The 26,727-nt window shown below is 44.8% G+C and carries 23 protein-coding genes and 2 tRNA genes; 20 read left to right on the forward strand and 5 right to left on the reverse strand.

All coding sequences use genetic code 11. From position 1 onward, the window contains the following. Positions 1–59 precede the first annotated feature (59 nt). Together tyrS and CBX98_RS13795 are read left to right on the forward strand one after the other, a co-directional pair. The gene (tyrS, locus tag CBX98_RS13790; RefSeq protein ID WP_012841441.1) at positions 60–1,247 is read left to right on the forward strand and encodes a tyrosine--tRNA ligase; all 1,188 of its coding nucleotides are present in this window, start codon (positions 60–62) and stop codon (positions 1,245–1,247) included. Positions 1,248–1,665: 418 nt separating this feature from the next. Further along, positions 1,666–2,511 (forward strand): magnesium transporter, encoded by an 846-nt coding sequence (locus tag CBX98_RS13795; RefSeq protein ID WP_012841442.1) that lies wholly within the window; start codon positions 1,666–1,668, stop codon positions 2,509–2,511. Here the strand turns inward: CBX98_RS13795 and dacB are convergent. Continuing rightward, positions 2,490–3,911 carry a serine-type D-Ala-D-Ala carboxypeptidase gene (gene dacB / locus CBX98_RS13800; protein ID WP_104969760.1) on the reverse strand — a complete coding sequence of 474 codons (1,422 nt, stop codon included), beginning with the start codon at positions 3,909–3,911 and terminating at the stop codon, positions 2,490–2,492. The two genes, CBX98_RS13795 and dacB, sit on opposite strands and share 22 nt — an antisense overlap. A gap of 186 nt (positions 3,912–4,097) precedes the next feature. Continuing rightward, positions 4,098–5,120 carry a porin gene (locus CBX98_RS13805; protein ID WP_046875051.1) on the reverse strand — a complete coding sequence of 341 codons (1,023 nt, stop codon included), beginning with the start codon at positions 5,118–5,120 and terminating at the stop codon, positions 4,098–4,100. A 545-nt stretch (positions 5,121–5,665) separates the two neighbouring features. Between CBX98_RS13805 and greA the strand changes: the two genes are divergently transcribed. Next, positions 5,666–6,139 (forward strand): transcription elongation factor GreA, encoded by a 474-nt coding sequence (greA, locus tag CBX98_RS13810; RefSeq protein WP_005380065.1) that lies wholly within the window; start codon positions 5,666–5,668, stop codon positions 6,137–6,139. An 84-nt stretch (positions 6,140–6,223) separates the two neighbouring features. Here greA and yhbY read toward each other — a convergent pair whose 3' ends face one another. Next, positions 6,224–6,520 carry a ribosome assembly RNA-binding protein YhbY gene (gene yhbY / locus CBX98_RS13815; protein ID WP_005380066.1) on the reverse strand — a complete coding sequence of 99 codons (297 nt, stop codon included), beginning with the start codon at positions 6,518–6,520 and terminating at the stop codon, positions 6,224–6,226. 138 nt (positions 6,521–6,658) lie between these two features. Here yhbY and rlmE point away from each other — a divergent pair, with 138 nt between their 5' ends. The 17 genes from rlmE (at position 6,659) to CBX98_RS13905 (ending at position 24,736) form a co-directional block, all read left to right on the forward strand. Beyond that, positions 6,659–7,288 carry a 23S rRNA (uridine(2552)-2'-O)-methyltransferase RlmE gene (gene rlmE, locus CBX98_RS13820; RefSeq protein ID WP_005388985.1) on the forward strand — a complete coding sequence of 210 codons (630 nt, stop codon included), beginning with the start codon at positions 6,659–6,661 and terminating at the stop codon, positions 7,286–7,288. Positions 7,289–7,396: 108 nt separating this feature from the next. Further along, the gene (gene ftsH, locus CBX98_RS13825; protein WP_041852890.1) at positions 7,397–9,370 is read left to right on the forward strand and encodes an ATP-dependent zinc metalloprotease FtsH; all 1,974 of its coding nucleotides are present in this window, start codon (positions 7,397–7,399) and stop codon (positions 9,368–9,370) included. 52 nt (positions 9,371–9,422) lie between these two features. Next, on the forward strand, positions 9,423–10,253 hold the full coding sequence (gene folP / locus CBX98_RS13830) for a dihydropteroate synthase (RefSeq protein ID WP_065645530.1): 831 nt from the start codon (positions 9,423–9,425) through the stop codon (positions 10,251–10,253). Between the two features lie 19 nt (positions 10,254–10,272). Beyond that, positions 10,273–11,613 (forward strand): phosphoglucosamine mutase, encoded by a 1,341-nt coding sequence (gene glmM / locus CBX98_RS13835; protein ID WP_109169497.1) that lies wholly within the window; start codon positions 10,273–10,275, stop codon positions 11,611–11,613. Between the two features lie 221 nt (positions 11,614–11,834). Continuing rightward, complete coding sequence (gene secG / locus CBX98_RS13845; protein WP_005380080.1) at positions 11,835–12,173, forward strand: preprotein translocase subunit SecG; 339 nt, start codon at positions 11,835–11,837, stop codon at positions 12,171–12,173. Between the two features lie 16 nt (positions 12,174–12,189). Beyond that, positions 12,190–12,273 (forward strand) — tRNA-Leu (locus CBX98_RS13850). A 56-nt stretch (positions 12,274–12,329) separates the two neighbouring features. Continuing rightward, positions 12,330–12,406, forward strand: a tRNA-Met gene (locus CBX98_RS13855). Positions 12,407–12,631: 225 nt separating this feature from the next. Continuing rightward, complete coding sequence (rimP, locus tag CBX98_RS13860; protein WP_005394659.1) at positions 12,632–13,087, forward strand: ribosome maturation factor RimP; 456 nt, start codon at positions 12,632–12,634, stop codon at positions 13,085–13,087. Positions 13,088–13,123: 36 nt separating this feature from the next. Next, positions 13,124–14,611 (forward strand): transcription termination factor NusA, encoded by a 1,488-nt coding sequence (nusA, locus tag CBX98_RS13865; protein WP_109169499.1) that lies wholly within the window; start codon positions 13,124–13,126, stop codon positions 14,609–14,611. Positions 14,612–14,633: 22 nt separating this feature from the next. Next, on the forward strand, positions 14,634–17,342 hold the full coding sequence (infB, locus tag CBX98_RS13870) for a translation initiation factor IF-2 (protein WP_012841448.1): 2,709 nt from the start codon (positions 14,634–14,636) through the stop codon (positions 17,340–17,342). Positions 17,343–17,456: 114 nt separating this feature from the next. Then, a complete protein-coding gene (rbfA, locus tag CBX98_RS13875) occupies positions 17,457–17,852 on the forward strand; it encodes a 30S ribosome-binding factor RbfA (RefSeq protein WP_005394657.1) in 396 nt (131 codons plus the stop codon). Beyond that, positions 17,852–18,805: a tRNA pseudouridine(55) synthase TruB gene (gene truB / locus CBX98_RS13880; protein ID WP_005394656.1), complete on the forward strand. Its 954-nt coding sequence runs from the start codon at positions 17,852–17,854 to the stop codon at positions 18,803–18,805. The genes rbfA and truB overlap by 1 nt, the downstream gene beginning before the upstream one ends. Before the next feature lie 141 nt (positions 18,806–18,946). Then, entirely contained in the window at positions 18,947–19,216 is a 270-nt protein-coding gene (gene rpsO / locus CBX98_RS13885; RefSeq protein WP_005380094.1) for a 30S ribosomal protein S15, read from the forward strand. Between the two features lie 292 nt (positions 19,217–19,508). Next, a complete protein-coding gene (gene pnp, locus CBX98_RS13890) occupies positions 19,509–21,644 on the forward strand; it encodes a polyribonucleotide nucleotidyltransferase (RefSeq protein WP_005394655.1) in 2,136 nt (711 codons plus the stop codon). A 179-nt stretch (positions 21,645–21,823) separates the two neighbouring features. Beyond that, the gene (nlpI, locus tag CBX98_RS13895) at positions 21,824–22,744 is read left to right on the forward strand and encodes a lipoprotein NlpI (protein WP_109169501.1); all 921 of its coding nucleotides are present in this window, start codon (positions 21,824–21,826) and stop codon (positions 22,742–22,744) included. Positions 22,745–22,842: 98 nt separating this feature from the next. Next, entirely contained in the window at positions 22,843–23,265 is a 423-nt protein-coding gene (locus CBX98_RS13900) for a MarR family transcriptional regulator (RefSeq protein ID WP_005394653.1), read from the forward strand. Positions 23,266–23,389: 124 nt separating this feature from the next. Continuing rightward, the gene (locus CBX98_RS13905) at positions 23,390–24,736 is read left to right on the forward strand and encodes an MATE family efflux transporter (protein WP_109169503.1); all 1,347 of its coding nucleotides are present in this window, start codon (positions 23,390–23,392) and stop codon (positions 24,734–24,736) included. A gap of 53 nt (positions 24,737–24,789) precedes the next feature. Here the strand turns inward: CBX98_RS13905 and CBX98_RS13910 are convergent, their stop codons facing one another. Continuing rightward, entirely contained in the window at positions 24,790–25,668 is an 879-nt protein-coding gene (locus CBX98_RS13910) for a U32 family peptidase (RefSeq protein WP_085342718.1), read from the reverse strand. Positions 25,669–25,688: 20 nt separating this feature from the next. After that, positions 25,689–26,702 (reverse strand): peptidase U32 family protein, encoded by a 1,014-nt coding sequence (locus CBX98_RS13915; RefSeq protein ID WP_005394650.1) that lies wholly within the window; start codon positions 26,700–26,702, stop codon positions 25,689–25,691. Positions 26,703–26,727 lie beyond the last annotated feature (25 nt).

Below are 26,727 nucleotides of genomic sequence, written 5' to 3' on the forward strand. Positions count from 1 at the left end.
CTATTCAAGTAATATGTTCAGCTATTATATTTTTGCCAAATCTGTGGGAGTGAACAAGAATGGCGAGCATTGAAGCTGCACTAGCCGAGATTAAGCGCGGTGTTGAAGAGCTGATTCCAGAAGAAGAGCTTATCGCAAAACTAAAAGAAGACCGTCCTCTACGTATTAAATTGGGTGCGGATCCTACGGCTCCAGATATTCACCTAGGTCATACGGTTATTTTCAATAAGCTTCGCTTGTTCCAAGAGCTAGGTCATGAGGTGACGTTCCTAATTGGTGACTTCACTGCAATGGTTGGTGACCCAACAGGTAAAAACACAACACGTCCACCGCTAAGCCGCGAAGACGTATTGCGTAATGCAGAAACTTACAAAGAGCAGGTATTCAAAATTCTAGACCCTGCAAAAACTAAGATTCAGTTCAACTCTGAGTGGTTATCTGAGCTTGGTGCAGAAGGTATGATTCGTCTTGCTGCAAACCAAACCGTTGCTCGTATGCTAGAGCGTGATGACTTTAAAAAGCGTTACGCGGGTGGTCAACCAATTGCTATTCATGAGTTCATGTACCCACTTCTACAAGGTTGGGACTCAGTAGCAATGGAAACTGACGTTGAGCTTGGTGGTACTGACCAGAAGTTCAACCTGCTAATGGGGCGTGAACTGCAAAAGTCTCACGGTCAAAAACCACAGGTTGTACTGATGATGCCTCTTCTAGTGGGCCTTGATGGCGAGAAGAAGATGTCTAAGTCAGCAAACAACTACATCGGTATCAGCGAAGCGCCAAGCGAAATGTTTGGTAAAATCATGTCTATTTCTGATGACCTAATGTGGAGCTACTACGAGCTGCTATCTTTCCGTCCTCTGGAAGAGATTGCTCAATTCAAAGCTGATGTAGAAGCGGGCAAAAACCCTCGTGACATCAAAGTATTGCTAGCAAAAGAAATTATTGCTCGTTTCCACAGCGAAGCTGATGCAGATGCGGCAGAGCAAGAATTCGTAAACCGTTTTGCGAAGAACCAAATTCCTGATGAAATGCCAGAATTTGATTTTGATGCAGGTCGCCCAGTGAGCAATCTGTTGAAAGAAGCTGGCTTATGCCCATCATCGTCAGATGCGATGCGCATGGTTAAGCAGGGCGCTGTGAAGATGGATGGTGAAAAAATTGCGGACAGCAAATTTGCTCCAGAAGCGGGTACTTACGTGTTCCAAGTAGGCAAACGTAAATTTGCACGTATTACTATTCAGTAATCAATAATCGCTGCAAATGAAAGCGCCTGATGGGCGCTTTTTTTGTATAAAAATTTAGCGAAAAAGACAAAGTAAACCTTCCAAACATGTTGAACTTTGCTACTATACTCGCGCTGCCAATAATGGCAGCGTTATCGGAGATTTACATGAACAATACCGACCATCCTCCCAGTCGTTGGGTGAGTAAGAGCAAGGGAGCGAAATAACCCGCTTCGGTATTGGCGATCTCCGCCTTACCTAAGTGGTGAGGCATCTTTTCTAATTTTCTTCTCGTTATTTCCTTCATACATTCTGAATAGACAGTGCATCCGCATTGGTTTTCTCTGTGCATCTTAATTGTTGTGTGACTTTAAGTATGCAAGATTGACTTTGCGTGCCTTGTCGATGGTCGTTACCAATGCCAATCGGGAGATTCGCCATGACGGTAATGAACAACACTTTTATTGAAACAACACCAAACTTTTCTGAAGTAGAAATTGGTGCAGCTCGCAATGCATTTTTGCAGTATGAGCAAGAGCAACAAGTCCATTTGCTTACGATCATGCCGATCGATGAGGCGGTAGGTATTTTGCAGCATTGCTCTGTCGGTTATGTGAATAGTCTTATTGCTCAACTTGAGCAAGCAGGCCATGACAAACGCGCACGTCATTATGCTCACCAATTGGGTTTGCATATGTCTGAAGTTGATACACCTGATGGTTATTTATCGACTAGTGTTTTGGGGCACGTGAAGCAGCGTATTGGGTGGATCATTGCACTGGCACTTTTGGGGATTGTGTCGGGTTTGATCATTGCTCAGTATGAGGACACCCTTAGCCAGCTCGTTTTGCTTGCGGTGTACATGCCTGTGATCGCTGCGGCTGGTGGTAATACAGGAACACAAGCTGCAACTTTGGTGATTCGTGCTCTTGCAACTGGGGAGCTAAAGAAACGCCAATGGCTAGAAGTTTTGTGGAAAGAGAGCCGCGTTGCTCTATTTATTGCGTTAGCTATCGCTATCGTGATGATTGGACGCATTATGTTATTTAGTGCCGGTCAATCAACAGGGGGCTTTGAACTTACCGATATCGCATTGGCAATAGCGGTTGCGTTATTCATCCAAGTAACGATTTCTACAACATTAGGTGGGCTGCTACCAATTATTGCACGAGCTTGCAAGATGGACCCAGCCGTATTGGTGAGTCCAGTTCTTGCGTCTATCGTCGATATTTCAGGAATGTGGATTTACTTTAACGTGGTGAACTATTTCTTAGGTATTGCCTGACTAAAGTTCACAATATCATTGTAAAAAAGCTGCTCAAAATGTGTAATAGGGGCGATGACAGGTTTGTTATCGTCCCTTTTTTCTGGGAAGTAGTCTGAAACAAACTGAACAAAAACGGTATTAGGTTGACCATTTTTATCCAAGCCATATCCGGCCATGTTGTAAGTTCCGTAGAGGGAGCCGCTTTTGGCGATCAATTGTCCTTTAATTGGCAACTTTCGCATACTTTGTCGGTACTTTAGTGTGCCTGACTCACCTGACTTCGGCATGATGGCGATCAGTTTAAGCTCGTCTTCGTGCTTCCAAATATAACGAAGAATTTCCGCCATTTTGGTGGCGGAAATACGGTTGTTTCGCGAAAGTCCTGAGCCGTCTTCCAGGCGCGCATTACGAATATCAATACCAGTGTTGGCGAAAATGATCTGCTTGATCGCCTCTGTACCGTTGGCAAAGCTACCTGACTGAACAAAAAACTTAGCGCCAAGTGTTTTGGTTAATGTATCTGCAATCAAGTTATCAGAGTTTTTAAGCATCTCTTCCAGAATGTCTGGTAATGCCTCTGATTGATGCATGGCGATTAGCTTGCGCTGTTTTTCCGGAGCCGAACCGATCCTAATCTTTCCTGATAACTCAATATTGAGCTGCTTAAGCAAAGCTGCCAATCTATGGCTGGTATAAAGTTCAGGATCTTGAATGGCAAATTTAAGTGGCAATGGTTTCTCCCTCTCAACTAAGCATCCAGTTAGCTTGTAGTTGTTATCAGGGTTTGCGACTAAGCCTAAATCGCAATGACGACTTTTCTTAATCGTTTTAGAAACGGTCTCGACAGTACTTGTTACACGAATAGGTTGATGCTCAGGTACGTAGACTCGAGTCCCACCGTCTTTTTGCGTATAGATAGAAGCCTGCACACAGTTGTTATTGAGTGTGATGGTCGATGCCGGAGCGCTGTAGCAAACTCCCAAGATATCCCACGGCCAGCCTACTGCACGGTTGTAACCAGTGAATGCGCTGTTATCGAGCCATAAGTCACCGTCAATACGTTTTAAACCATTTTTCTTGGCTAGGGTAAGAAGTGATTTTAAATCGTTGGTTTGGAGCGTTGGATCGCCGACAAAGTAAATCACTGCGTCTGAGCTCGACGCTTCTAGCTTGGTTCGAAAGCGGAAGTTATCACCCAGCTCTAACTTCGCCGCTAATGCTGTGACGATTTTTAATGTACTGGCTGGTGGGAACAGTTGTTCGGTAGGATGAACACCGTCAAGTTCAGCATTCTCACTGAGTTTTTCCGCGACTAAACTGATGCGAGAGCCTTCCGGCAACACTTCTTGATGAGGGTACGCTTGTGAAAAAGCAGAAAGTAATGAAGAGAATATGAGCAAGGGCCAACGTAAACGCATAATGATACTTTCTAAGGTGAGTTATGTGATTGAGTATACGCAAGTCCTTCCAATATGCTAGGTAACTAAAGAAATGCTTTATATGTCATCAGGAATGAGACATGAGAGAAAGGCGCGCGGCTTAAAATGGAGTATAAAAAATGCCCGCTTGAAGCGGGCATTCGATATTCTAGTCAAAGACCGGAATTAGAAGTCGTAACGTAGACCTAGAGCTAGCTCGTCTTCAGCATCGATCTTAGTTGCAACTGTTTTGTTCGTGTCAGTTGAACCAAACTTGTCACCTGCGTCAATCAGGTTGAAGTTGTAAGAAATGTAACCACGGAAGTTAGGCTTGAAGTAGTAAGAAGCATCAACAGCGAAGTTGTTTGCAGAAGTTTCGTTGTTAGTTTCTGCATTGTTGTACGTTGTTGTAAATACCGTTTGGCCTAGAGTGTAAGCACCCGCTAGCTCGTAACCAGTGTAATCAACTGTGTTACGGTTGTTTGAGTCTTCCATTTTCTCGCCGTCAGTGAATACACCAGCGAAGTAAAGATCAGACATTGTGTAAGATGCAGCTAGCATGTACTCGTTAGCTTCGTCTTGATCTGCGTAACCAGCACCTAGCTCAAGACCAGTGTCAGCTAGAGCGTAGATTGCAGATAGAGAGTAACCGTCTTGTTTGTTGTCGTAGTACTCACCAGTGTTTTTGTTTTCCATACGATCAGCGAAGCGGTAGCTTGCTTTAACACTTAGGTTTTCGAATTGACCTTTGTAAGCCATCATGTTGTCTGTACGGTCTGCTACAGCTAGTTTGTCTGCTGCAGAGTTACCGTGGTAAGCCATGATATCTGTGAAGTCAGTGATAACGCCTAGTGCACCTTCAGTTTTACCGTATGCGAACTCACCGTAAGCACCGCCAAGACCAGCGTAAGCAAGACGAGTTTCTAGATCGCTCTTGTCGTCGCCGTCTACAGTACCGTTTTGAGCAGTCTCAAATTCACCTTCCCAGAAACCAACACCGTATAGGTTGTCATTGATCTCTTGTTTACCAAGGAAGTTTAGACGGATGCGAGATTTGTCTTGAGCGTCGCCATCTTTCATAGATAGACGTGCTTCAGCACGGCCGCCCATTTCTAGAGAAGTGCCGTCTTGGTTGTAAAGTTCAGCTGCGTTTACGCCAGTTGCCATAGCTGCTGCAGATACAGAAAGAGCAATTAGAGTCTTTTTCATCTTATTTGTCCTAGTTAGCTGTCCATAATCATTGTTGTATGGGGGAGAGGTAATCTCTCACAAGTTGTTGGTCTATAATCGGCCAATGAGCGGTATAATTCGCCCTTGTAAGCCTTTGATCTAACAACTCGCTGGACATGTTTTACTGCTAAAGTTTCCGTATGAGTTAGTAAAATGATATAAATCGTATCGATGAACACTGTTCGATTGGTCTGGTTTTTGATTTAACTTTTTGTTTTAAATGGGATTTTTTGACTATAACATTCGTCTGACATTGATTAGTTTTTATCTTTTTTGATGTTTTTGGTGTAATGAACAGTGTTGTTTTTCAACAAATTGCGACAGTGATGCACTCTAGAATCGTTCTAAAAGTGACTTATATCATTATGCCGAAAGGGCATAGTCTTACAGCGTTTCGAATTAAGATGATTTCGTCCGGGAGTTTGTTTACACTAAATGAAATACATCTTTAAGCGCACTACCCAGCCCTATGGCAGGGTGGGCTTTTTTTTGTCCAAAGACCCATTTGGGCTTGAGGTTATAAAATGGAAAAAGTTCCAATGACACTACGTGGCGAGCAAAAGCTACGTGCAGAACTCGATCGTCTACTTAAACTACGTCCTCAAATTTCAGAGGCAATCGCTGAAGCTCGTGAGTTAGGTGATTTAAAAGAGAACGCAGAATATCACGCCGCTCGAGAAGAGCAGGGTATCTGTGAAGCACAAATCCGTGACATTGAATACAAACTGTCAGTTGCTCAAGTAATTGATGTAACGAAGATGGAGAACACGGGTAAAGTTATTTTTGGTTCAACCGTAACCTTGATTGACATCGACACCGAAGAAGAAAAAACATACCAAATTGTTGGTGATGACGAAGCAGACATTAAAGCTGGCCGTATTTCAGTAAGCTCACCAATTGCTCGTGGCTTGATCGGTAAGATGGAAGGCGATGAGGTTGCTATTCAAACTCCGGGTGGCGCGAAAGACTTCGAAATCGACCGAGTAGAATACATCTAAGTTGTTGAGAGTAATTTTGTTACTCCAATAAAACGCAAAAAGGTCGCCAATGGCGACCTTTTTTCTTCAGCAACGTAAGTAGAATTACTTACGAGGGATTTCGATTTTACGCTCTTCAGACTGGCGGTATAGCACAAGCACTTTACCAATAGTCTGAACTTTTTCTGCGCCCGTCTCACGTACGATAGCGTCGATGATTAGCTGTTTTGTTTCACGATCTTCTGAAGCAACTTTTACTTTGATCAGTTCGTGATGGTTAAGAGCGATTTCAATTTCTGCTAGCACGGCTTCTGTAAGTCCATTTGCGCCCATTAGCACGACAGGTTTTAAACTGTGAGCTAGGCCTTTAAGGTGCTGCTTTTGTTTGGTGCTTAGGTTCATTACGCGGCCAATTTTCTTTAAAATAAGGGTTGAAAAAAGCTATTTTAACGCCATCTATTGCTGAAGACTATAATTTATTGAGTAATAGGTAGCGCCTATTAAAACAATAGCTCCAATTTGCGCCTTGTTGGGATTAAAATGAGTAAACAAAAACATTCGGCTAGTTCTGGTCGTTGGTTGAAAGAACACTTTGATGATAAATACGCGAATGAGGCTCGTAAAAAAGGCTATCGCTCACGTGCTTATTTCAAGATCGATGAGATTCAAACGAAAGATAAATTGTTAAAGCCTGGGATGACAGTCGTCGATTTGGGTGCGGCACCGGGCGGGTGGTCTCAATATGCTGCTAAGATAGTAGGAGACAGTGGTCAGATCATTGCGTGTGATTTGCTTCCTATGGACCCGATTGCGGGTGTCAGCTTTTTACAAGGCGACTTTCGCGATGATGCAGTATTGGAAGCTTTGCTAGAAAGAATCCAACCTTCAATGGTAGACGTAGTAATGTCTGACATGGCACCTAATATTGCGGGAAATAACTCTGTTGACCAACCTCGTGCTATGTATTTAGTTGAATTGGCTTTAGATATGTGTCGACAAGTTCTAGCGCCTAATGGTAGCTTTGTCGTAAAGGTTTTCCAGGGGGAAGGCTTCGATCAGTATGTGAAAGAAGTCCGAGACATGTTTAAAGCCGTAAAAATTAGAAAACCAGACTCATCGCGAGCTCGCTCTCGAGAAGTCTTTGTTGTAGCCACTGGTTACAAAGGTTAACCATTTTGCTCTCTTGAGAGCGTGTTAACACTATAGCTACAGTGAATGAACTGTAGTACCCTACCTTTAATTACAATTAGTTATCGAGAGGCTTACACCTTGAGTGACATGGCAAAAAATTTAATTCTGTGGCTTGTTATCGCCGTCGTATTGATGTCGGTATTCCAGAGCTTTGGCCCTGGAGAAAGCAATGGCAGAACCGTGGATTACACCACGTTTGTACAGGAAGTTGGCCAAGGCCAGATTCAAGAAGCAACTTTTAAAGACGGTGAAATTAGCTTTGTTCGTCGTGGCGGCGGTGCCAAAATGGTCACTTACATGCCAGTGTATGACCAAAAGCTTCTAGATGACCTAATTAACCAAAACGTGAAAGTACAGGGCACGCCTCCAGAAGAGCAAAGCTTGCTTGGTACTATTTTCATTTCTTGGTTCCCAATGATCTTACTGATTGGTGTATGGATTTTCTTCATGCGTCAAATGCAAGGCGGCGGCGGTAAAGGCGCTATGTCTTTTGGTAAGAGCAAAGCTCGAATGATGAGCGAAGAACAAATCAAGACAACTTTTGCTGACGTCGCTGGTTGTGACGAAGCAAAAGAAGACGTGAAAGAGCTGGTGGACTACTTGCGTGATCCAAGCCGCTTCCAAAAACTGGGCGGTAAGATTCCTACTGGTGTTTTAATGGTTGGTCCTCCTGGTACTGGTAAAACGCTTCTAGCGAAAGCCATTGCTGGTGAAGCAAAAGTACCGTTTTTTACCATCTCGGGTTCAGATTTCGTAGAAATGTTTGTGGGTGTCGGTGCATCTCGTGTACGTGACATGTTCGAACAAGCTAAGAAAGCAGCGCCTTGTATTATCTTCATCGATGAAATCGATGCGGTAGGTCGTCAGCGTGGTGCTGGTGTTGGTGGTGGTCACGATGAACGTGAGCAAACACTAAACCAAATGCTAGTAGAGATGGATGGTTTCGAAGGTAACGAAGGTATCATCGTAATCGCTGCAACTAACCGTCCAGACGTTCTTGACCCAGCGTTGCTACGTCCTGGTCGTTTTGACCGCCAAGTAGTGGTTGGATTGCCAGATGTACGTGGTCGTGAGCAGATTCTAAAAGTACACATGCGTAAAGTCCCTCTAGCAGGTGACGTAGAGCCTTCTCTAATCGCTCGTGGTACACCAGGCTTCTCTGGTGCTGATTTAGCAAACCTAGTCAACGAAGCGGCGCTATTTGCTGCGCGTGGTAACAAGCGTAACGTTTCTATGGTTGAATTCGAATTAGCGAAAGACAAAATCATGATGGGTGCCGAGCGCCGTTCAATGGTGATGTCTGAAGAGACAAAAGAGTCAACGGCTTATCACGAAGCAGGTCACGCAATTGTTGGTCGTTTAGTACCTGAGCACGATCCAGTGTACAAAGTGTCGATCATTCCACGCGGTCGCGCGTTGGGTGTGACTATGTACCTACCGGAGCAAGACCGTGTCAGCATGTCTCGCCAGCATCTAGAGTCTATGATCTCTAGCTTGTACGGTGGTCGTCTAGCGGAAGAACTCATCTACGGTGCTGATAAAGTCTCAACAGGCGCGTCAAACGATATTGAACGTGCAACTGATATTGCTCGTAAGATGGTTACTCAATGGGGTTTCTCTGAAAAGCTTGGTCCTCTACTGTATGCAGAAGATGAAGGTGAGGTGTTCCTTGGTCGTAGCGTGACTCAGACTAAGCATGTATCTGATGATACGGCGAAGCTGATTGATGATGAAGTTCGTCAAATCATTGACCGCAACTATGACCGTGCGAAGAAGATTCTTCAAGAAAACATGGATATCATGCATGCGATGAAAGATGCGCTGATGAAGTATGAAACCATTGATGCTCGTCAAATTGATGATTTAATGGAGCGCAAAGCTGAAATTCGTGAGCCTGCGGGTTGGAGTGATAACTCAACTAGCAAACCTGAAGACAGCGAGAAGCCTCAAGCAAAGCCAGAAGTTAAAGAAGAAGCAACGGACGCTGCGAAAGATGCAGAAAAGTCTAGCTCTCCAGAAGCGACTTCTAGCGAAGCGCCTGAAAAGAAAGACTCTGAATAAAGAGTGTTGATAATAATAAACCCCGAGTTATCTCGGGGTTTTTGTGTTTATGATGATGATTACAGCAAATAACAAATCTTTAGATCTTTCCCGTCCACATGTTATGGCCATTCTAAATGTGACTCCGGATTCCTTTTCGGATGGTGGTAAATACAACTCGATTGAACTCGCCCTTGCTCAAGTTGATAAAATGATAAAGGCTGGTGTAAGCATTGTTGATGTTGGTGGGGAGTCGACAAGGCCTGGCGCGCCAGATGTGTCTTTAGAAGAAGAACTTCGACGTGTTGTCCCAGTAATCAAGGCCATTCGTGAAAAGTACGATGTGTGGATTTCGGTCGATACCAGTAAAGCGGAAGTTATGCGTCAAGCTATTGATGCTGGTGCAGATTTGATCAATGACATTCGATCTTTGCAAGAACCTGGTGCTCTCGAAGTCGCAGCAGAAGCAAAGCTTCCAATTTGTCTGATGCATATGAAAGGTCAACCTAGAACCATGCAAGTTGCACCTCATTATGATGATTTGATGAGCGACGTATCTGCCTTTCTAGAAGAACGTATCGCGGCATGTGAAGCAGCAGGGATTGATAAATCTCAACTGATTCTCGATCCTGGGTTTGGCTTTGGCAAAACGATAGAACACAATTATCATATGCTCGCTCATCTTGAAAAGTTTCATGAATTCGGCCTGCCAATTTTGGCTGGCATGTCTCGTAAGTCAATGATTTTTAAGTTGTTGGATAAGCCAGCGGCTGAATGTACAAATGCGAGTGTCGTTTGCGCTACGATTGCAGCAATGAAAGGCGCGCAGATCATTCGTGTGCATGACTTTGAAGAGACAATCGAAGCAATGAAAGTTGTTGAGATGACGAAAAACAATATTTAAAAATAATAAAGGAAAGTTTATGTCGAATAAAAGACGTTACTTTGGTACTGACGGTGTGCGCGGTAAAGTAGGACAATACCCAATCACTCCGGACTTCGTACTTAAGCTTGGCTGGGCTGCTGGTCGTGTACTAGCAAAACAAGGCACAAAGAAAGTTATTATAGGTAAAGATACGCGTATCTCCGGTTATATGCTTGAATCTGCATTAGAAGCAGGCCTTGCTGCAGCGGGACTTAAAGCAACATTTACTGGTCCAATGCCAACCCCAGCAGTGGCATATTTAACTCAAACTTTCCGCGCAGAGGCGGGGATTGTGATTTCTGCATCGCATAACCCATATTACGACAACGGCATTAAATTCTTTTCTTCTGAAGGTACTAAGCTACCTGACGATATCGAGTTGGCGATTGAAGCTGAGCTGGATAAAGACATTGAATGTGTTGAGTCTGCAGAACTTGGTAAAGCCACTCGTCTAAATGACGCTGCAGGCCGTTACATCGAATTCTGTAAGAGTACTTTCCCATCTGAATTGAGTCTTGCAAACTTTAAAATCGTGGTAGATTGTGCGCACGGTGCAACGTACCACATTGCTCCAAATGTCTTCAAAGAACTTGGTGCAGATGTAATCGCGATGGGTGTTGAGCCAAATGGTATCAACATCAATGAAGAAGTCGGTGCTACAGACGTTCGCGCGCTACAAAAACGCGTTGTAGAAGAGCAAGCTCATCTTGGTCTTGCATTTGATGGTGACGGCGACCGTATCATCATGGTTGACCATTTAGGTAATAAAGTCGATGGTGACCAAATTGCTTACATCATCGCACGTGATGCTCTGCGTCGTGGTGAACTAAAAGGTGGCGTGGTTGGTACATTGATGACTAACCTAGGTATGGAAAATGGCCTGAAGCAATTAGGTATTCCATTTGTTCGTGCTGCTGTCGGTGACCGCTATGTAATGGAGCAATTGCTGGCTAAAGGCTGGAAGATCGGTGCCGAAAACTCTGGTCACGTTATCTTGCTAGATAAAGTAACAACGGGAGACGCGATTGTTGCAGCTCTACAAGTGCTTGCTTCTGTTGTTGGTAGTGACATGTCACTGCACGACTTGTCGCAAGGCATGACGCTTTACCCACAAGTTTTAGAAAATGTACGTTTCGCTGGTGAAAACAACCCTCTAGAAGCGCAAGCAGTATTGGCTGCTGTAGAAGAAGTTGAAGCTGAGCTAGGCGATAAAGGACGTGTATTGCTGCGTAAATCTGGCACAGAGCCTTTGATTCGCGTTATGGTGGAAGGTGAGGATGGCGAGCTAGTTCAAAGCTCTGCATTGAAAATTGCCGAAGCTGTAAAAGCAAGTTGTTAATCATTGCGTTAAAGTATGCAGTGAATGAAAAGGGCATCTTTTGCCCTTTTTTTGAGCGCTTAGCGCATTGGCATTGATTTTTTACTAATTTTCCCTTGTCAGCGTTACCGGCTTTCGCTAGTATTGCTCCGCCTCCCGTTAGGAGGTCGCTAGCCTTGTTCAATTATGATTTATTCTCTTGAACGGCGCTGGCTCAACAATTTGGAACATAGGTGGAAAAAATGTTTTCAGTTCTACTTGTGATTTACCTGTTGGCAGCGCTTGGTGTGATTGGCCTTGTGTTGATTCAACAAGGTAAAGGCGCAGATATGGGAGCCTCGTTCGGTGCTGGTGCTTCAAACACAGTGTTTGGTGCTGGCGGCTCAGGTAATTTCTTAACCCGAACAACTGCTATTTTAGCAACCGTATTCTTTATCGTTAGCTTGTTGCTTGGTCGTATGTCTACGCACCAGACTGAATCACAATGGGTAGACCCAACATTAGGTCAACCAGTTGTTGAACAAGTTAAGGATGCAGCGAGTGAAGTTCCAGCCCCTGCGGGTGATGAAATTCCTCAATAAGCTGTAAGGTTTTGATGCCGAGATGGTGAAATTGGTAGACACGCTAGCATGAGGTGCTAGTGCCTTAGGTGTGAGGGTTCGAGTCCCTCTCTCGGCACCATGTATTTACAAACTTGTAAATCACTTGTTTGCGAGTATAATGCTCAGCAAGTCGGACGCGGGGTGGAGCAGCTTGGTAGCTCGTCGGGCTCATAACCCGAAGGTCGTCGGTTCAAATCCGGCCCCCGCAACCAATCTCTTTCTTTAAGAAGAAATCGTAGATTGGCAAGTTTGCGTAGTGCTAACCACACTACGAGTTAAGAGAAGCATTTGTTGGCTATTCTTAACGTATCAGGGTCCAGCAGCATAAAACCCCGACTATCGGGGTTTTTTGTTATCTGAGCTTTTTGAAATAGCTCAGAGACTGCTTGGTTTTTTGATTGGGCTCTGAGCCCTTTTTTTGTTTCTGGAGTGGTTAAATGACTGGTTTAGAAAGACAACTTACTGAAATGCTTGAAGCACCAGTAGAGGCATCAGGCTATGAGTTGGTTGGATTAGAATTCATTCGTGCAGGCGCGCACTCAACGTTACGCATCTACATTGACCATGAAAATGGTATTAACGTGGACGACTGTGCAGAAGTTAGCCACCAAGTTAGTGCGGTTTTAGACGTTGAAGATCCAATTTCTGTTGCTTACAGCCTAGAAGTGTCTTCTCCAGGTTTAGAAAGACCACTTTTTAAAGCAGCACATTACGAGCAATTTATTGGTCACGAGGTCAGCATCGTATTGAAAATGGCTGTAGCAAACCGTCGTAAGTGGAAAGGTATTATCCACGGCGTTGATGGCGAAACAGTGACGATTACTGTAGACGGTCAGCAAGAAGAGTTTGCTCTAAGTAACATTTCCAAAGCTAACCTGATCCCTAAATTTTAGTTCCCTAAAAAAGTTTAAGCTTAGAGGCTAAATACAATGAGTAAAGAAATTTTAGCGGTAGCAGAAGCGGTATCGAACGAAAAAGCGGTACCTCGTGAGCGTATCTTTGAGGCTCTTGAGATTGCTCTAGCAACTTCTACAAAGAAAAAATACGAAATCGAAATCGACGTACGTGTTGCCATTGACCGTAAAACTGGTGAGTTTGTGACTTACCGTCGTTGGTTAGTTGTTGATGATGTTGAGAACCCTACAAAAGAGATCTCACTAGAAGCAGCACAGTACGAAGATGACTCAATCGAGCTTGGCGACTACGTAGAAGACGAAATCGAATCAGTAACGTTTGACCGTATTACGACTCAAACGGCTAAGCAAGTTATCGTACAAAAAGTTCGTGAAGCTGAACGTGCACAAATCGTTGAGCAGTTCATCGACAATGAAGGTGATCTAATCACTGGCGTTGTGAAAAAAGTAAACCGCGACACAATCGTACTTGACCTTGGTAACAACGCTGAAGCGGTAATCCTACGTGATGACCAACTTCCTCGTGAAAACTTCCGTCCAGGCGACCGCGTTCGTGGTCTTCTTTACAAAGTTGCGCCAGAAGCACGTGGTTTCCAACTGTTCATCACTCGTTCTAAGCCTGAAATGCTGGCAGAACTATTCCGTGTTGAAGTGCCTGAAATCGCTGAAGATATTATCGAGTTGAAAGGCGCGGCACGTGATCCTGGTTCTCGCGCTAAGATCGCTGTCAAAACAAATGACAAACGTATCGACCCTGTAGGTGCGTGTGTTGGTATGCGTGGTGCACGTGTACAAGCTGTTTCTGGCGAACTTGGTGGTGAGCGTATCGATATTGTGCTTTGGGATGATAACCCAGCTCAATTCGTTATCAACGCAATGGCGCCAGCTGATGTTGCTTCTATCATCGTTGATGAGGATGCACACTCAATGGACATCGCAGTTGAAGCTGACAACCTAGCGCAAGCTATCGGTCGTAATGGTCAAAACGTGCGTCTAGCATCTCAACTAACAGGTTGGGAACTGAATGTTATGACAGTTGCTGATCTTCAGAAGAAACACGCTGAAGAATCACAAGCATCTATTGAAAACTTCATGAAGTACCTAGATATTGAAGAAGACTTCGCTCAACTTCTTGTTGAAGAAGGTTTCTCAACGCTAGAAGAAGTCGCATACGTGCCAGTTAACGAGCTACTAGAAATCGATGGTTTGAATGAAGAACTAATCGAAGAGCTTCGTGGACGTGCAAAAGATGCACTAACGACGATCGCACTAGCACAAGAAGAGTCTTTTGAAGGTCTAGAACCGGCTGAAGATCTGCTTGCACTTGAAGGTCTTGAGCGTGAGATGGCATTTAAATTGGCAGCGAAAGGTGTAGCGACACTGGAAGATCTTGCTGACCAAGGTATTGACGATTTAGAAGGTATCGAAGGCCTGACCGAAGAACGTGCAGGTGAGCTAATTATGGCCGCACGTAACATCTGTTGGTTCGGCGAAGAAGCATAATTTTCGGCAAGGAGGAAGCGGCATGACACAATTAACAGTTAAAGCACTGAGTGATGAGATTGGTACGCCAGTCGACCGCTTGATTGAACAACTTGCTGACGCTGGCATTAAAAAGGCGAGCTCTGACAATGTTACTGATGAAGAGAAGCAGAAGCTTCTCTCTCATTTAAAGAAAGAACACGGTGATAAATCAGGTGATTCAGAGCCGACTCGCCTTACGCTTCAGCGTAAAACTCGTAGTACACTTAGTGTGAACGCGGGTGGTGGCAAGAGTAAGAATGTTCAGGTTGAGGTGCGCAAAAAACGTACATACGTGAAGCGCAGCACAATTGAAGATGAAGCGAAACGTGAAGCTGAAGAAGCAGCACAACGTGAAGCAGAAGAAGCAGCAAAACGTGCAGCAGAAGAAGCTGCAAAACGTGAAGCTGAAGAAGCTGCAAAACGTGAAGCTGAAGAAGCTGCAAAACGTGAAGCGGAAGAAAAAGCGAAACGTGAAGCTGAAGAAAAAGCGAAGCGAGACGTAGATACGAATGCACAACGTAATGCTGAAGAAAAAGCAAAGCGTGATGCTGAAGAGAAAATTAAGCAAGAAGCAGCGCGAAAAGAGGCCGACGAGCTTAAACGTCGTCAGGAAGAAGAAGCTAAGCGTAAGGCTGAAGAGGAAAGTCAGCGCAAGCTTGAAGAAGCTCGCGAATTGGCTGAAAAGAATAAAGAGCGTTGGTCTGCTGCAGAAGAGAAAAAGGGTGATATGGAAGATACAGATTACCATGTAACGACTTCACAATACGCACGTGAAGCCGAAGATGAAGCAGATCGCAAAGTAGAGAGCGGTCGTCGTAAGAAGAAAAAAGCTTCAGGTAAAGACGACCAAGCTCGCGGTGGCCGTAACAACCAACGTGGCGGTAGAGGTCGTAAAGGCAAACTTGCTAAACCGACTTCAATGCAGCATGGCTTTGATAAGTCAGCAACGGTTGCTAAGCAAGACGTTGTAATTGGCGAAACGATCGTTCTATCAGAACTTGCTAACAAGATGTCGGTTAAAGCGACAGAAGTTATCAAAGTAATGATGAAGATGGGCGCTATGGCGACTATCAACCAAGTGATCGACCAAGAAACAGCACAACTTGTTGCTGAAGAAATGGGCCATAAAGTAGTTCTTCGTAAAGAGAACGAACTGGAAGAAGCGGTACTATCTGACCGTGACACTAACGCGGAAGCAGTTCCACGTGCTCCAGTTGTTACTATCATGGGTCACGTTGACCACGGTAAAACGTCAACACTTGACTACATCCGTCGCACACACGTTGCTTCTGGCGAAGCGGGTGGTATTACTCAGCACATTGGTGCGTACCACGTTGAAACAGACAACGGCATGATCACGTTCCTTGATACTCCTGGACACGCAGCGTTTACTGCAATGCGTGCTCGTGGTGCTCAAGCAACAGATATCGTTGTTCTTGTAGTTGCAGCAGACGATGGCGTAATGCCACAAACAGTAGAAGCGATTCAGCACGCGAAAGCGGCAGGCGTTCCTCTAATTGTTGCTGTGAACAAGATCGATAAAGAAGACGCGAACCCAGATAACGTTAAGAACGAGCTTGCTCAATACGACGTTATTCCTGAAGAGTGGGGCGGTGAGAACATGTTCGTTCACATCTCTGCTAAACAGGGTACAAACATCGATGGTCTTCTAGAAGCAATCCTTCTTCAGTCTGAAGTTCTTGAACTTACAGCTGTAGCTGAAGGCATGGCATCTGGTGTTGTTGTTGAATCTCGCCTAGATAAAGGTCGTGGTCCAGTTGCAACAGTACTTGTTCAATCAGGTACACTAAACAAAGGCGACATCGTTCTTTGTGGTCAAGAATACGGCCGTGTTCGTGCAATGCGTGATGAGCTAGGTAAAGAAATCACTTCGGCTGGCCCATCTATCCCTGTAGAGATCCTAGGTCTTTCAGGTGTACCATCTTCAGGTGATGAAGCAACAGTAGTTCGTGACGAGCGTAAAGCGCGTGAAGTAGCTAACTACCGTGCTGGTAAGTTCCGTGAAGTGAAACTTGCTCGTCAGCAGAAATCTAAACTAGAGAACATGTTCTCTAACATGACTGCTGGTGAAGTTGCTGAACTTAACGTTGTACTTAAAGCAGACGTTCAAGGTTCTGTAGAAGCAATCGCAGACTCACTAGTTAAGCTATCTACTGACGAAGTTAAAGTGAACATCGTTGGTTCTGGTGTTGGTGGTATTACGGAAACTGACGTAGTACTAGCGGAAGCTTCAAACGCAATCATCCTTGGCTTTAACGTTCGTGCAGATGCTTCTGCTCGCCGTGCTGTTGAAGCCGCAGCTGTTGACTTACGTTACTACTCAATCATTTACCAATTGATTGACGAAGTGAAACAAGCAATGGGCGGTATGCTTGCTCCAGAATTCAAGCAAGAGATCATTGGTCTTGCTGAAGTTCGTGACGTGTTTAAGTCACCGAAACTGGGCGCTATCGCTGGTTGTATGGTTACAGAAGGTGTGATCAAGCGTAACAACCCAATCCGTGTACTGCGTGATAACGTTGTTATTTACGAAGGTGAACTAGAGTCACTACGTCGTTTCAAAGATGACGTTCAAGAAGTTAAGAATGGCTACGAATGTGGTATCGGCGTTAAGAACTACAATGATGTTCGCGTTGGTGACCAAATCGAAGTCTTCGAAATCGTTGAAATTAAACGTACTCTAGACTAATTGACTAAAATTACTAATATTGTCTTTGAAAGATAAGTAGTAATTGGTTGTTGAATACACCATGGGGGGCTGGCTTTGACCAACCCCCCATTCTTTCTATATAAGAGTAAAGATATGTCAAAAGAATTTAGCCGCACGCAGCGCGTTGCACAGCAGCTGCAAAAAGAACTAGCGATGATCCTTCAACGTGAAGTTCGTGACTCACGCCTTGGCATGGTAACGATCTCAGACGTAGAAGTTTCTCGTGACCTTGCTTACGCAAAAGTATTTGTAACCTTCCTATGTGTGGGCGAGCAAACACCAGAATCATGTCTAGCTGCACTACGCGAGCACGAAGTGCACATTCGCATGATGTTAGGTAAGCGCATTCGCCTACGTCTAACGCCAGAAATCCGCTTCCATTATGACAATACGCTTGTTGAAGGTATGCGTATGTCTAACCTAGTGTCTGAAGTGGTAAGCTCAGACAAGAAAAAGCAAAAAGATTCTGGTCGTGAGGACGAAGAATAATGGCTCGTCGTCGTAAAGGTCGTCCAATTAATGGCGTTATACTGTTGGACAAACCAACAGGTATCTCTTCCAATGATGCACTGCAAAAAGTAAAGCGAATCTACTTTGCTGAGAAAGCAGGCCACACTGGAGCCTTGGACCCATTAGCGACAGGCATGCTGCCAATTTGCTTGGGTGAAGCGACGAAGTTTTCTCAGTTTCTTCTAGATTCTGATAAACGTTACCGTGTGATCGCAAAGCTTGGTGAACGTACCAACACGTCTGACTCGGATGGTGAAGTCGTAGAGACACGTCCAATCGATGTTACGTTAGACAAGCTAGAAGCGTGCATTGAGAAGTTCCGTGGCGAATCTGATCAAGTACCTTCCATGTTTTCAGCGTTGAAATATCAAGGGAAACCCTTGTATGAATACGCTCGCAAAGGCATCGAAGTTCCGCGTGAATCTCGTAAGATCACGGTATACGAGATTGTTCTTCACCGTTTTGAAGGCGATGAAGTCGAGATGGAAGTTCATTGCTCAAAAGGCACCTACATTCGTACCATCGTGGATGACCTAGGCGAAATGTTAGGTTGTGGTGCGCACGTAACTATGCTTCGACGCACTGGTGTTGCGAAATACCCTTACGAGAAGATGGTGACACTTGAGCAACTGAATGAGTTACTAGAGCAAGCACACCGTGAAGAGCGCGCTCCTCGAGAACTACTGGACCCATTGCTGTTACCAATGGATACAGCGGTAGAAGACTTACCAGAAGTCAACTTAGTGCCTGAACTGGCGGATATGGTTCAGCATGGGCAACCTGTTCAAGTATTTGGTGCGCCTACCGAAGGCTCACTTCGCCTTACCATGGGTGAAGAGCGTTTGTTTATTGGCGTTGGCGAAATGAACGAAGATGGCAAAATCGCTCCTAAGCGATTGGTCGTGTTCCGAGATGACGTCGCATCCAAGTAAATGATTGAAAATACCGACCTGAGTGTCGGTATTTTTATATTGCACGAGATAGGAAATTTCCCTATAATCCGCGCTTCGCGTAGCGGCTGAATCAGAGATTGGCTGCTACAACTTTAAACCTACTCTTATTAGGAGAGAATTATGTCTCTGAATGCAGAAACTAAAGCAGCAATCGTTGCAGAATACGCACAAGGCGAAGGCGACACTGGTTCACCAGAAGTTCAAGTAGCTCTACTTACAGCTTCTATCAACCACCTACAAGGTCACTTCAAAGCGCACAAAGGCGATCACCACAGCCGTCGTGGTCTTCTACGCATGGTTTCTCGTCGTCGTAAGCTTCTAGATTACCTAAAAGGTAAAAACCTAGCTCGCTACCAAGACCTAATCAAACGTCTAGGCCTACGTCGCTAATCAGCGACTGCATAGCAGTTTGTCTAAAAAGGGGCTTTATGCCCCTTTTTTGTTGCCTAAATTTAGCCAAATTAGACTTATGCCGTTATAATACTGGCGGCTAAACCTCGTAAGAGGTTTTCTCAAAAGCTCATAGCATTACAGTCAACCACGTCGACCAAAAGGTCGCGACTATTCAAAAGGAATTTCCGAGTTTCTTTTTACTAGTCGCGATTCGTAATGTCTTGAGTGTCAATTAACACATCTAAGATTTCTTTAAGCACTAAAGGAAGATTAGAAACAAGGAATAACAATGTTCGAAAAACCAGTTGTTAAAACGTTCCAGTACGGTAACCACACAGTTACTTTGGAAACTGGCGTTATTGCACGTCAAGCTACAGCAGCAGTTATGGTCACAATGGATGATACGTCTGTATTTGTATCTGTTGTAGGTAAAAAAGAAGCCGTTGCAGGTCAAGACTTCTTCCCACTAACGGTTAACTACCAAGAGCGTACTTACGCAGCAGGTAAAATCCCAGGCGGTTTCTTCAAGCGTGAAGGTCGTCCTTCTGAAGGCGAAACGCTAACAGCTCGTCTAATCGACCGTCCAATCCGTCCGCTATTCCCAGACGCGTTTAAAAACGAAGTTCAGGTTATCGCGACAGTAATGTCTGTAAACCCAGATGTTCAGCCAGATATCGTTACAATGATCGGTACTTCTGCTGCTCTTGCTATCTCTGGCATTCCATTCAACGGCCCTATCGGTGCGGCGCGTGTCGGTCATATCGATGGTCAGCTTGTACTTAACCCTAGCCAAACTGAACTAGAAACTTCTAAGCTTGATCTTGTTGTTGCTGGTACAGAATCAGCCGTACTGATGGTTGAATCAGAAGCGGACAACCTAACTGAAGAAGAAATGCTAGCAGCGGTTGTTTACGGTCATGATCAACAACAAGTTGCTATCAAAGCTATCAACGAATTCAAAGCAGAAGTGGCAACTCCTGCTTGGGATTGGGTAGCTCCTGAAGAAAACACAGCGCTTAAAGATAAGATTGCTGAGCTAGCAGAAGCGAAGCTTGTTGAGGCTTACAAAATCACTGAGAAGATGGCTCGTTACGACCGTATCAATGAGATCGCTGCGGAAGTAAATGAAGTTCTTCTTGCTGAAGATCCTGAAGCGGATACAAAAGAAATCCACACTATCTTCCATGATCTAGAGAAAACAGTTGTACGTCGTAGCATTATCGCGGGTAACCCTCGTATTGATGGCCGTGAAAAAGACATGGTTCGTGCACTAGATGTACGCACTGGTGTTCTTCCTCGCACACACGGTAGCGCACTATTCACTCGTGGTGAAACTCAGGCTATCGTGACGGCAACTCTAGGTACTCAGCGTGATGCTCAAATCATTGATGAGCTAACAGGCGAGCGTAAAGATCACTTCCTACTGCACTACAACTTCCCTCCATACTGTGTAGGTGAGACTGGTTTTGTAGGTTCTCCTAAGCGTCGTGAAATCGGCCACGGTAAACTGGCTAAACGTGGTATCGCAGCAGTAATGCCATCAGTAGATGAGTTCCCATACACAGTACGTGTTGTATCGGAAATCACTGAATCTAACGGTTCATCTTCAATGGCTTCTGTATGTGGTACGTCTCTTGCGCTTATGGACGCAGGTGTGCCAATCAAGTCTTCTGTTGCGGGTATCGCAATGGGCCTTGTTAAAGAAGGCGACGACTTCGTTGTTCTTTCTGACATCCTTGGTGACGAAGACCATCTAGGTGATATGGACTTTAAAGTAGCAGGTACTAACACTGGTATCACTGCTCTTCAAATGGACATCAAGATCGAAGGCATCACTAAAGAAATCATGCAAATTGCGCTTAACCAAGCTCAAGGCGCACGTAAGCACATCCTATCTGTAATGGATGAAGCAATCTCTGGTGCCCGTGAAGACATCTCTGAATTTGCTCCTCGTATTCACACGATGAAGATCAGCGCAGAGAAGATCAAAGACGTTATCGGTAAAGGTGGTGCAGTTATCCGTGCTCTAACTGAAGAGACTGGTACAACTATTGAAATCGAAGACGACGGTACTATCAAGATTGCTGCAACTGAAGGCACTGCTGCGAAAGAAGCTATCCGCCGTATCGAAGAGATCACTGCTGAAGTTGAAGTTGGCCGTATCTACACGGGTAAAGTTGCACGTCTAGCTGACTTCGGTGCATTCGTAACGGTTCTTCCAGGCAAAGATGGTCTCGTACACATTTCTCAAATCGCCGAAAAACGTGTTGAGAAAGTGTCTGACTACCTAGCTGAAGGCCAAGAAGTTCAAGTTAAAGTTCTTGAAATCGACCGCCAAGGCCGTGTACGTCTAAGCATGAAAGAAGCGGTAGAAAAGCCAGCTGAAGAAGCTGCTGCTGAAGCACCAGCTGCGAAAGACGAGTAAGACAAAATGAGACTTTCAGCCTTTTATTAGATTAAGGGCCTGAAAGCATGTTATAAAAGGGGAGCATTTTCGCTCCCCTTTTTTTGGTTTATTTCGACGCATTAACCTCAAACGAGGTTATCGCCTATATTGCATTAAGAGAAATAAATTTTGAGCGGTCCAAACAGGAGTATCAATTAGTGAAATGGTTTCAAACCGCAAGTTTATGTGTTGCTATCGCGCTGACCGGTTGTGCAAACACTTCTCAGCAATCAGCACAAAAGTGGCTATATCCACCGATGGCGGTGCCACTTCAGCCTAGCGTTCAACAAGAAGTACAAATCGCGCGTTTATCGCAGTTGCTACAACGTCCTGATCTCAGTGATGAAGTACGCGCTAAAATGCATTATGAGCGCGGTAGCTACTACGATAGCGTTGGTTTGCGTGATCTTGCCCGTTTGGACTTTAACCAGTCTTTGCAGTTGAATCCTGCTCAACCGGATATCTTCAATCTTTTGGGGGTGTATTTCACCCAAGTGGGGGAGTTTGACGCGGCTTATGAAGCGTTTGACTCGACCATAGAGTTGGCTCCGGATAATTCCTATGCTGAACGCAACCGTGCGATTGCACTGTATTATGGTGGCCGAATCGATCTCGCTTTAGAAGATATGACCAAGCACTATCAAGAAATGCCAACGGATCCTTTTCGTTCATTATGGCTGTACATCATCGAAGCTGAGCAAAATCCAGAGCAAGCAAAAGCCAATCTTCAACAGCGTTATTTACGAGATCGTAGTGAAGAGTGGGGATGGGTTCTTGTTGCCATCATGCTGCGAGACGTCTCGGACGAAGACGCGCTTAAAGCAATTATGGATGGAACGAGAGAGAACTATCGCCTAGCTGAACGATTGACGGAAACGTATTTCTACCTTGGAAAGCGTAATCAGCTTGAAGGTGACATCGCAAGTGCCATCTCACTTTATAAGCTCGCGATTTCGTTCAACGTTTATGATTATGTTGAGCACCGGTATTCCTTCTTGGAACTGGCACAAATCTACGATCAATTACAGCAAGACAGATTGGCCAAGCTAAAGGCCGCTAAGAAGCAGGAAATTGATTGATTTAGAGCCGCTCGATGAGAGCGGCTTTTTTATGATTGAACTTGATGAGTGACTTATTTAAAATAGTTAGCCTTGCTAACTAAGTAGTGGTGGATTTTGTGGCACTAGAAGAAAGCTTGATTGATTTAGAGCGTTTTTGCGCCAAAGCTTGGCGTGTTTATGCCAAAGAAGATCCGTTATCACATCTAAGCTTTAATGAGTTCGACTATTTACGTGTGATTCAGGTTTACCCTGAGGGTGTACGAATAACCGATCTTGCAGAAGAGTTGCAAGTGACTAAGCCTTCCGCATCTACAATGGTTGTTCGTTTGGAAAAAAAGGGTTTAGTGAAACGCATCGCATGTAATGAGGATGCCCGTGCTAAGCGTGTATTGCTGACAGAAGAAGTCGCAGAAAAAATGTCTTTGGAGCAGGTGGTTTACAAAGATATCTCTGAACAAATGATGCAACAATTAAATCAGCAAGAAGCTGAGCAGTTACAAGCTTTACTGAATAAAGCATTGAGCAATAAGTCATTTTAAATTAAACCCAAGGCCTCCGCTGTACGTATTAGCCTTTGGTGTTTCATTTTTCTTTTATTTAATTTAACTATTTAGTTAGTCTTGCTAATTAAATGGTTAGCTTTGCTAACTACTGGTGGCAGTCATGCAAAACTCAATTTATAGACAGTTTTGGAAATATACGATTCCAACCGTCGCAGCAATGCTCGTGAACGGTTTATATCAAATAGTTGATGGCATTTTTATTGGCCGTTATGTTGGTGCTGACGGATTAGCAGGGATCAATGTTGCGTGGCCGATCATCGGTTCCATCCTTGGTATAGGGATGATGATTGGCGTGGGGACTGGTGCGCTAACGTCGATTAAGCAAGGAGAAAACGATCATGAAGGCGCGAAGCGTATTTTAACAACCGGATTGGGGTTGTTAGCGATATTGATGCCGGTCGTTGCTACCATATTGTTCTATTTTGCCGATGAATTTATTCGCTGGCAGGGGGCGGAAGGGCGAGTGTTTGAACTCGCGCTGCAATATCTGCATATTCTGATTGTCGCGTGCGTATTTACGCTAGGCTCTATCGCGGTTCCATTTCTTTTACGCAATGACGACAGCCCGAACTTAGCAACGATGCTGATGGTCATCGGTGCTGTCATTAATATTGTATTAGACTACGTATTTATTGCTTGGTTGGGGTGGGAGTTAACCGGAGCGGCCATTGCTACAGCGCTGGCACAATTGGTGGTAACCGTGCTTGGTATTGGTTACTTCTTTACTTCAAAAGCGACCTTACGCCTTCGAATCAGTGACTTTAAGGTTCAAGTTGATGTTGCACCAAAGATTATAATGATCGGTACATCTAGCTTCTTTATGTACGCGTACGGCTCTGTGATGGTGGCAATGCACAACGCATTATTTGCTCAGTACGGAAGTGCAATGTTAATAGGGGCGTATGCCATTTTGGGATATATCGTGACGGTTTACTATCTGATTGCAGAGGGAATCGCGAACGGTATGCAACCTCTAGTGAGTTTCAATCACGGGGCGCGCAACCAGGCGAACGTCAGAAAATTACTGCAAGTCGCAATGGGGACATCTGTGCTTGGTGGTGTGGCGTTTGTGGGTTTGATGAACCTTTTCCCGTACGAGTTGGTCTCGGTGTTTAACAATGCTGATCAACAGTTGATTGATAGCACGGTGATCGGGATTCGTTTACACATGTTTGCGTTGTTCCTAGATGGCTTTTTAGTCGTGGCGGCTGCGTACTACCAATCGGTAAACAAAGGCAGCAAAGCCATGTTTGTGACACTAGGCAACATGTTGGTTCAACTGCCGTTTTTGTTCGTTATGCCGAAACTGTTTGGCGTGACAGGCATTTGGCTGGCTTTCCCATTGTCCAATATTGCGCTGAGTTTAGTTGTGGTCAGTATGTTGTGGCGGGACGTGAAAAAGCTGCTAAACGAAACTTCGGCTGAGCCAACAGTGCAAGCCTGTTAACAATGGCTGATAGAGAAAAGCGAGGTTGGGCCTCGCTTTTCTTTTTTGGAGAGCTAAATGTTTTTTACTTCTAAGCCAGCTAGCTGATGCCAATAGCCATTGCATTGGCGGCTTTCAAGTTTTTCAGGGTTGTCGCCGTGCTCGTTTGAGCGAAAATGCTCTAACTCAGAAAGTGTACTCACACCGAGAGGGCTTAAGCGGACCACATCAACCAGCCCTTGCATGCTTGGTAAGTCATTGATCAGGTTATAACAATACCCTGATTGCGTTTGAATGCCGTTAAGGTTGAAGACTTCTTGCCCTTCTTGGCTGCTGACCTGGATACCCGTAGGGTATTTGATACAGCAGGTTTCGCAATCGTCTTTCGCTCGGTTTTCAGCTCGGGCAGTGAAACAGCGAGCGGAATATGCTAAAGGCAAATAACCGTGGCTAAATACCTCAACTTCAAACTTGTTACGAATACCAAGCTCGTCACACTGAACTAAAGTATCGTTTAACCATTCGCGAGAGAGCTCGACAGGCATGCACCAACGCATCATACCTTGCTTCAAAAATAAGTTGAGCGTGTGTGCGTTATAAGTATTGATTGCAGGACCAACGACGAAAGGCACTTTATGCTCTGATGCTAATTGAACCGCCGATACGTCATTAGCCTCAATGGCGAAGTCACCGTTATTGATGTACTTCTTCATGATGTTTACTTCACTCGGTGCTTCCAGTAGCGCCATCGTAGAGATAACGACTTGCTTGCCAGAGGCAGATAAGTCTTTGGCGATTTCCAACCAGTGGGCTGGTTTCATTTCTCTGCGTTTAGAGCAAACCGATTCACCCAGGTAAATAATGTCTGCAGAGCTTTGTTTTGCTTGTTGGTAGAAGGCTTCTACATCTTGTTTTGGCCAAAAATAGAGTAGTGGGCCAAGTGCGTATTTCATTGAGTTATCCATCTTAACCTCTACTGCCATTTACGGTGGTAAGCACCTAGGGTGGTTTGCGTTCCTTCTGACACATTTGCGAGCGTCGCATCCCATGCGGCTTCAACTTGGTAAGCTTCTGGGTTGGCTTGGTAGCGATCAATCGCGGCTCGCCATGTTCGAGTGACTTGCTCTACGTAAGCTGGGCTGCGTTGGCGCCCTTCAATTTTTACAGACGCGACATTAGCGGCAAATAGTTCTGGCAGCATCGAAAGGGTGTTCAAACTGGTTGGCTCTTCAAGAGCATGATAGCGTTTTTTCTCACCATCAATTTCTGTTTCAAAACGACCTTTACAGAGCGTAGGGTAGCCCGCGTTTTCTCCTGCGCAGTAGCGGTCAATTAGGATATTGTTTAGACGAGACTCAAGACCTTGATCAGTTTCTTGCCAACGAACGTATTTGGCAGGAGAACAGGCACCCACAGTGTTTGGGGACTCACCCGTCATGTATGATGACAAATAACAACGGCCTTCGGACATAATACAAAGGCTACCAAAAGCAAAGACTTCAAGCTCGACATCGCTAGTGATGTTGCGCGAAAGCTGCTTCACCTGATGAATCGATAAGACGCGAGGCAGCACCACACGTTTTACGTTGAAGTTCTGTTTATAAAAATCAATGGCTGCGATGTTGGTCGCAGATGCTTGCACTGAAAGATGTAGTTCCAGATCGGGATATTTGCGAGCTGCATACTCCAGAACTGCAATGTCTGCAACAATCAGCGCGTCCACACCCAATGCCGCTGCATTGTCTACCGCGTTCGTCCAGCGCTCAAAGCCATTGGGATGAGCGAAGGTATTCAACGCGACATGAATTTTTTTGTCGCGGTCGTGAACGTATTGCACCGCTTTTTCTAACTTTTTGCCGTTAAAGTTGAGGCCAGCAAAGTGACGGGCGTTGGTATCATCTTTGAAGCCAATGTAGACGGCATCGGCACCGCAATCAATCGCAGTTTTTAACGCAGGCAGGTTACCCGCGGGACACAAGAGTTCCATATGCTCACAATCATTGAGAATAAAA

Origin of the sequence: Vibrio sp. T9 (genome assembly GCF_003123985.1) — a bacterium.
Taxonomy (GTDB): Bacteria; Pseudomonadota; Gammaproteobacteria; order Enterobacterales; family Vibrionaceae; genus Vibrio; species Vibrio diabolicus.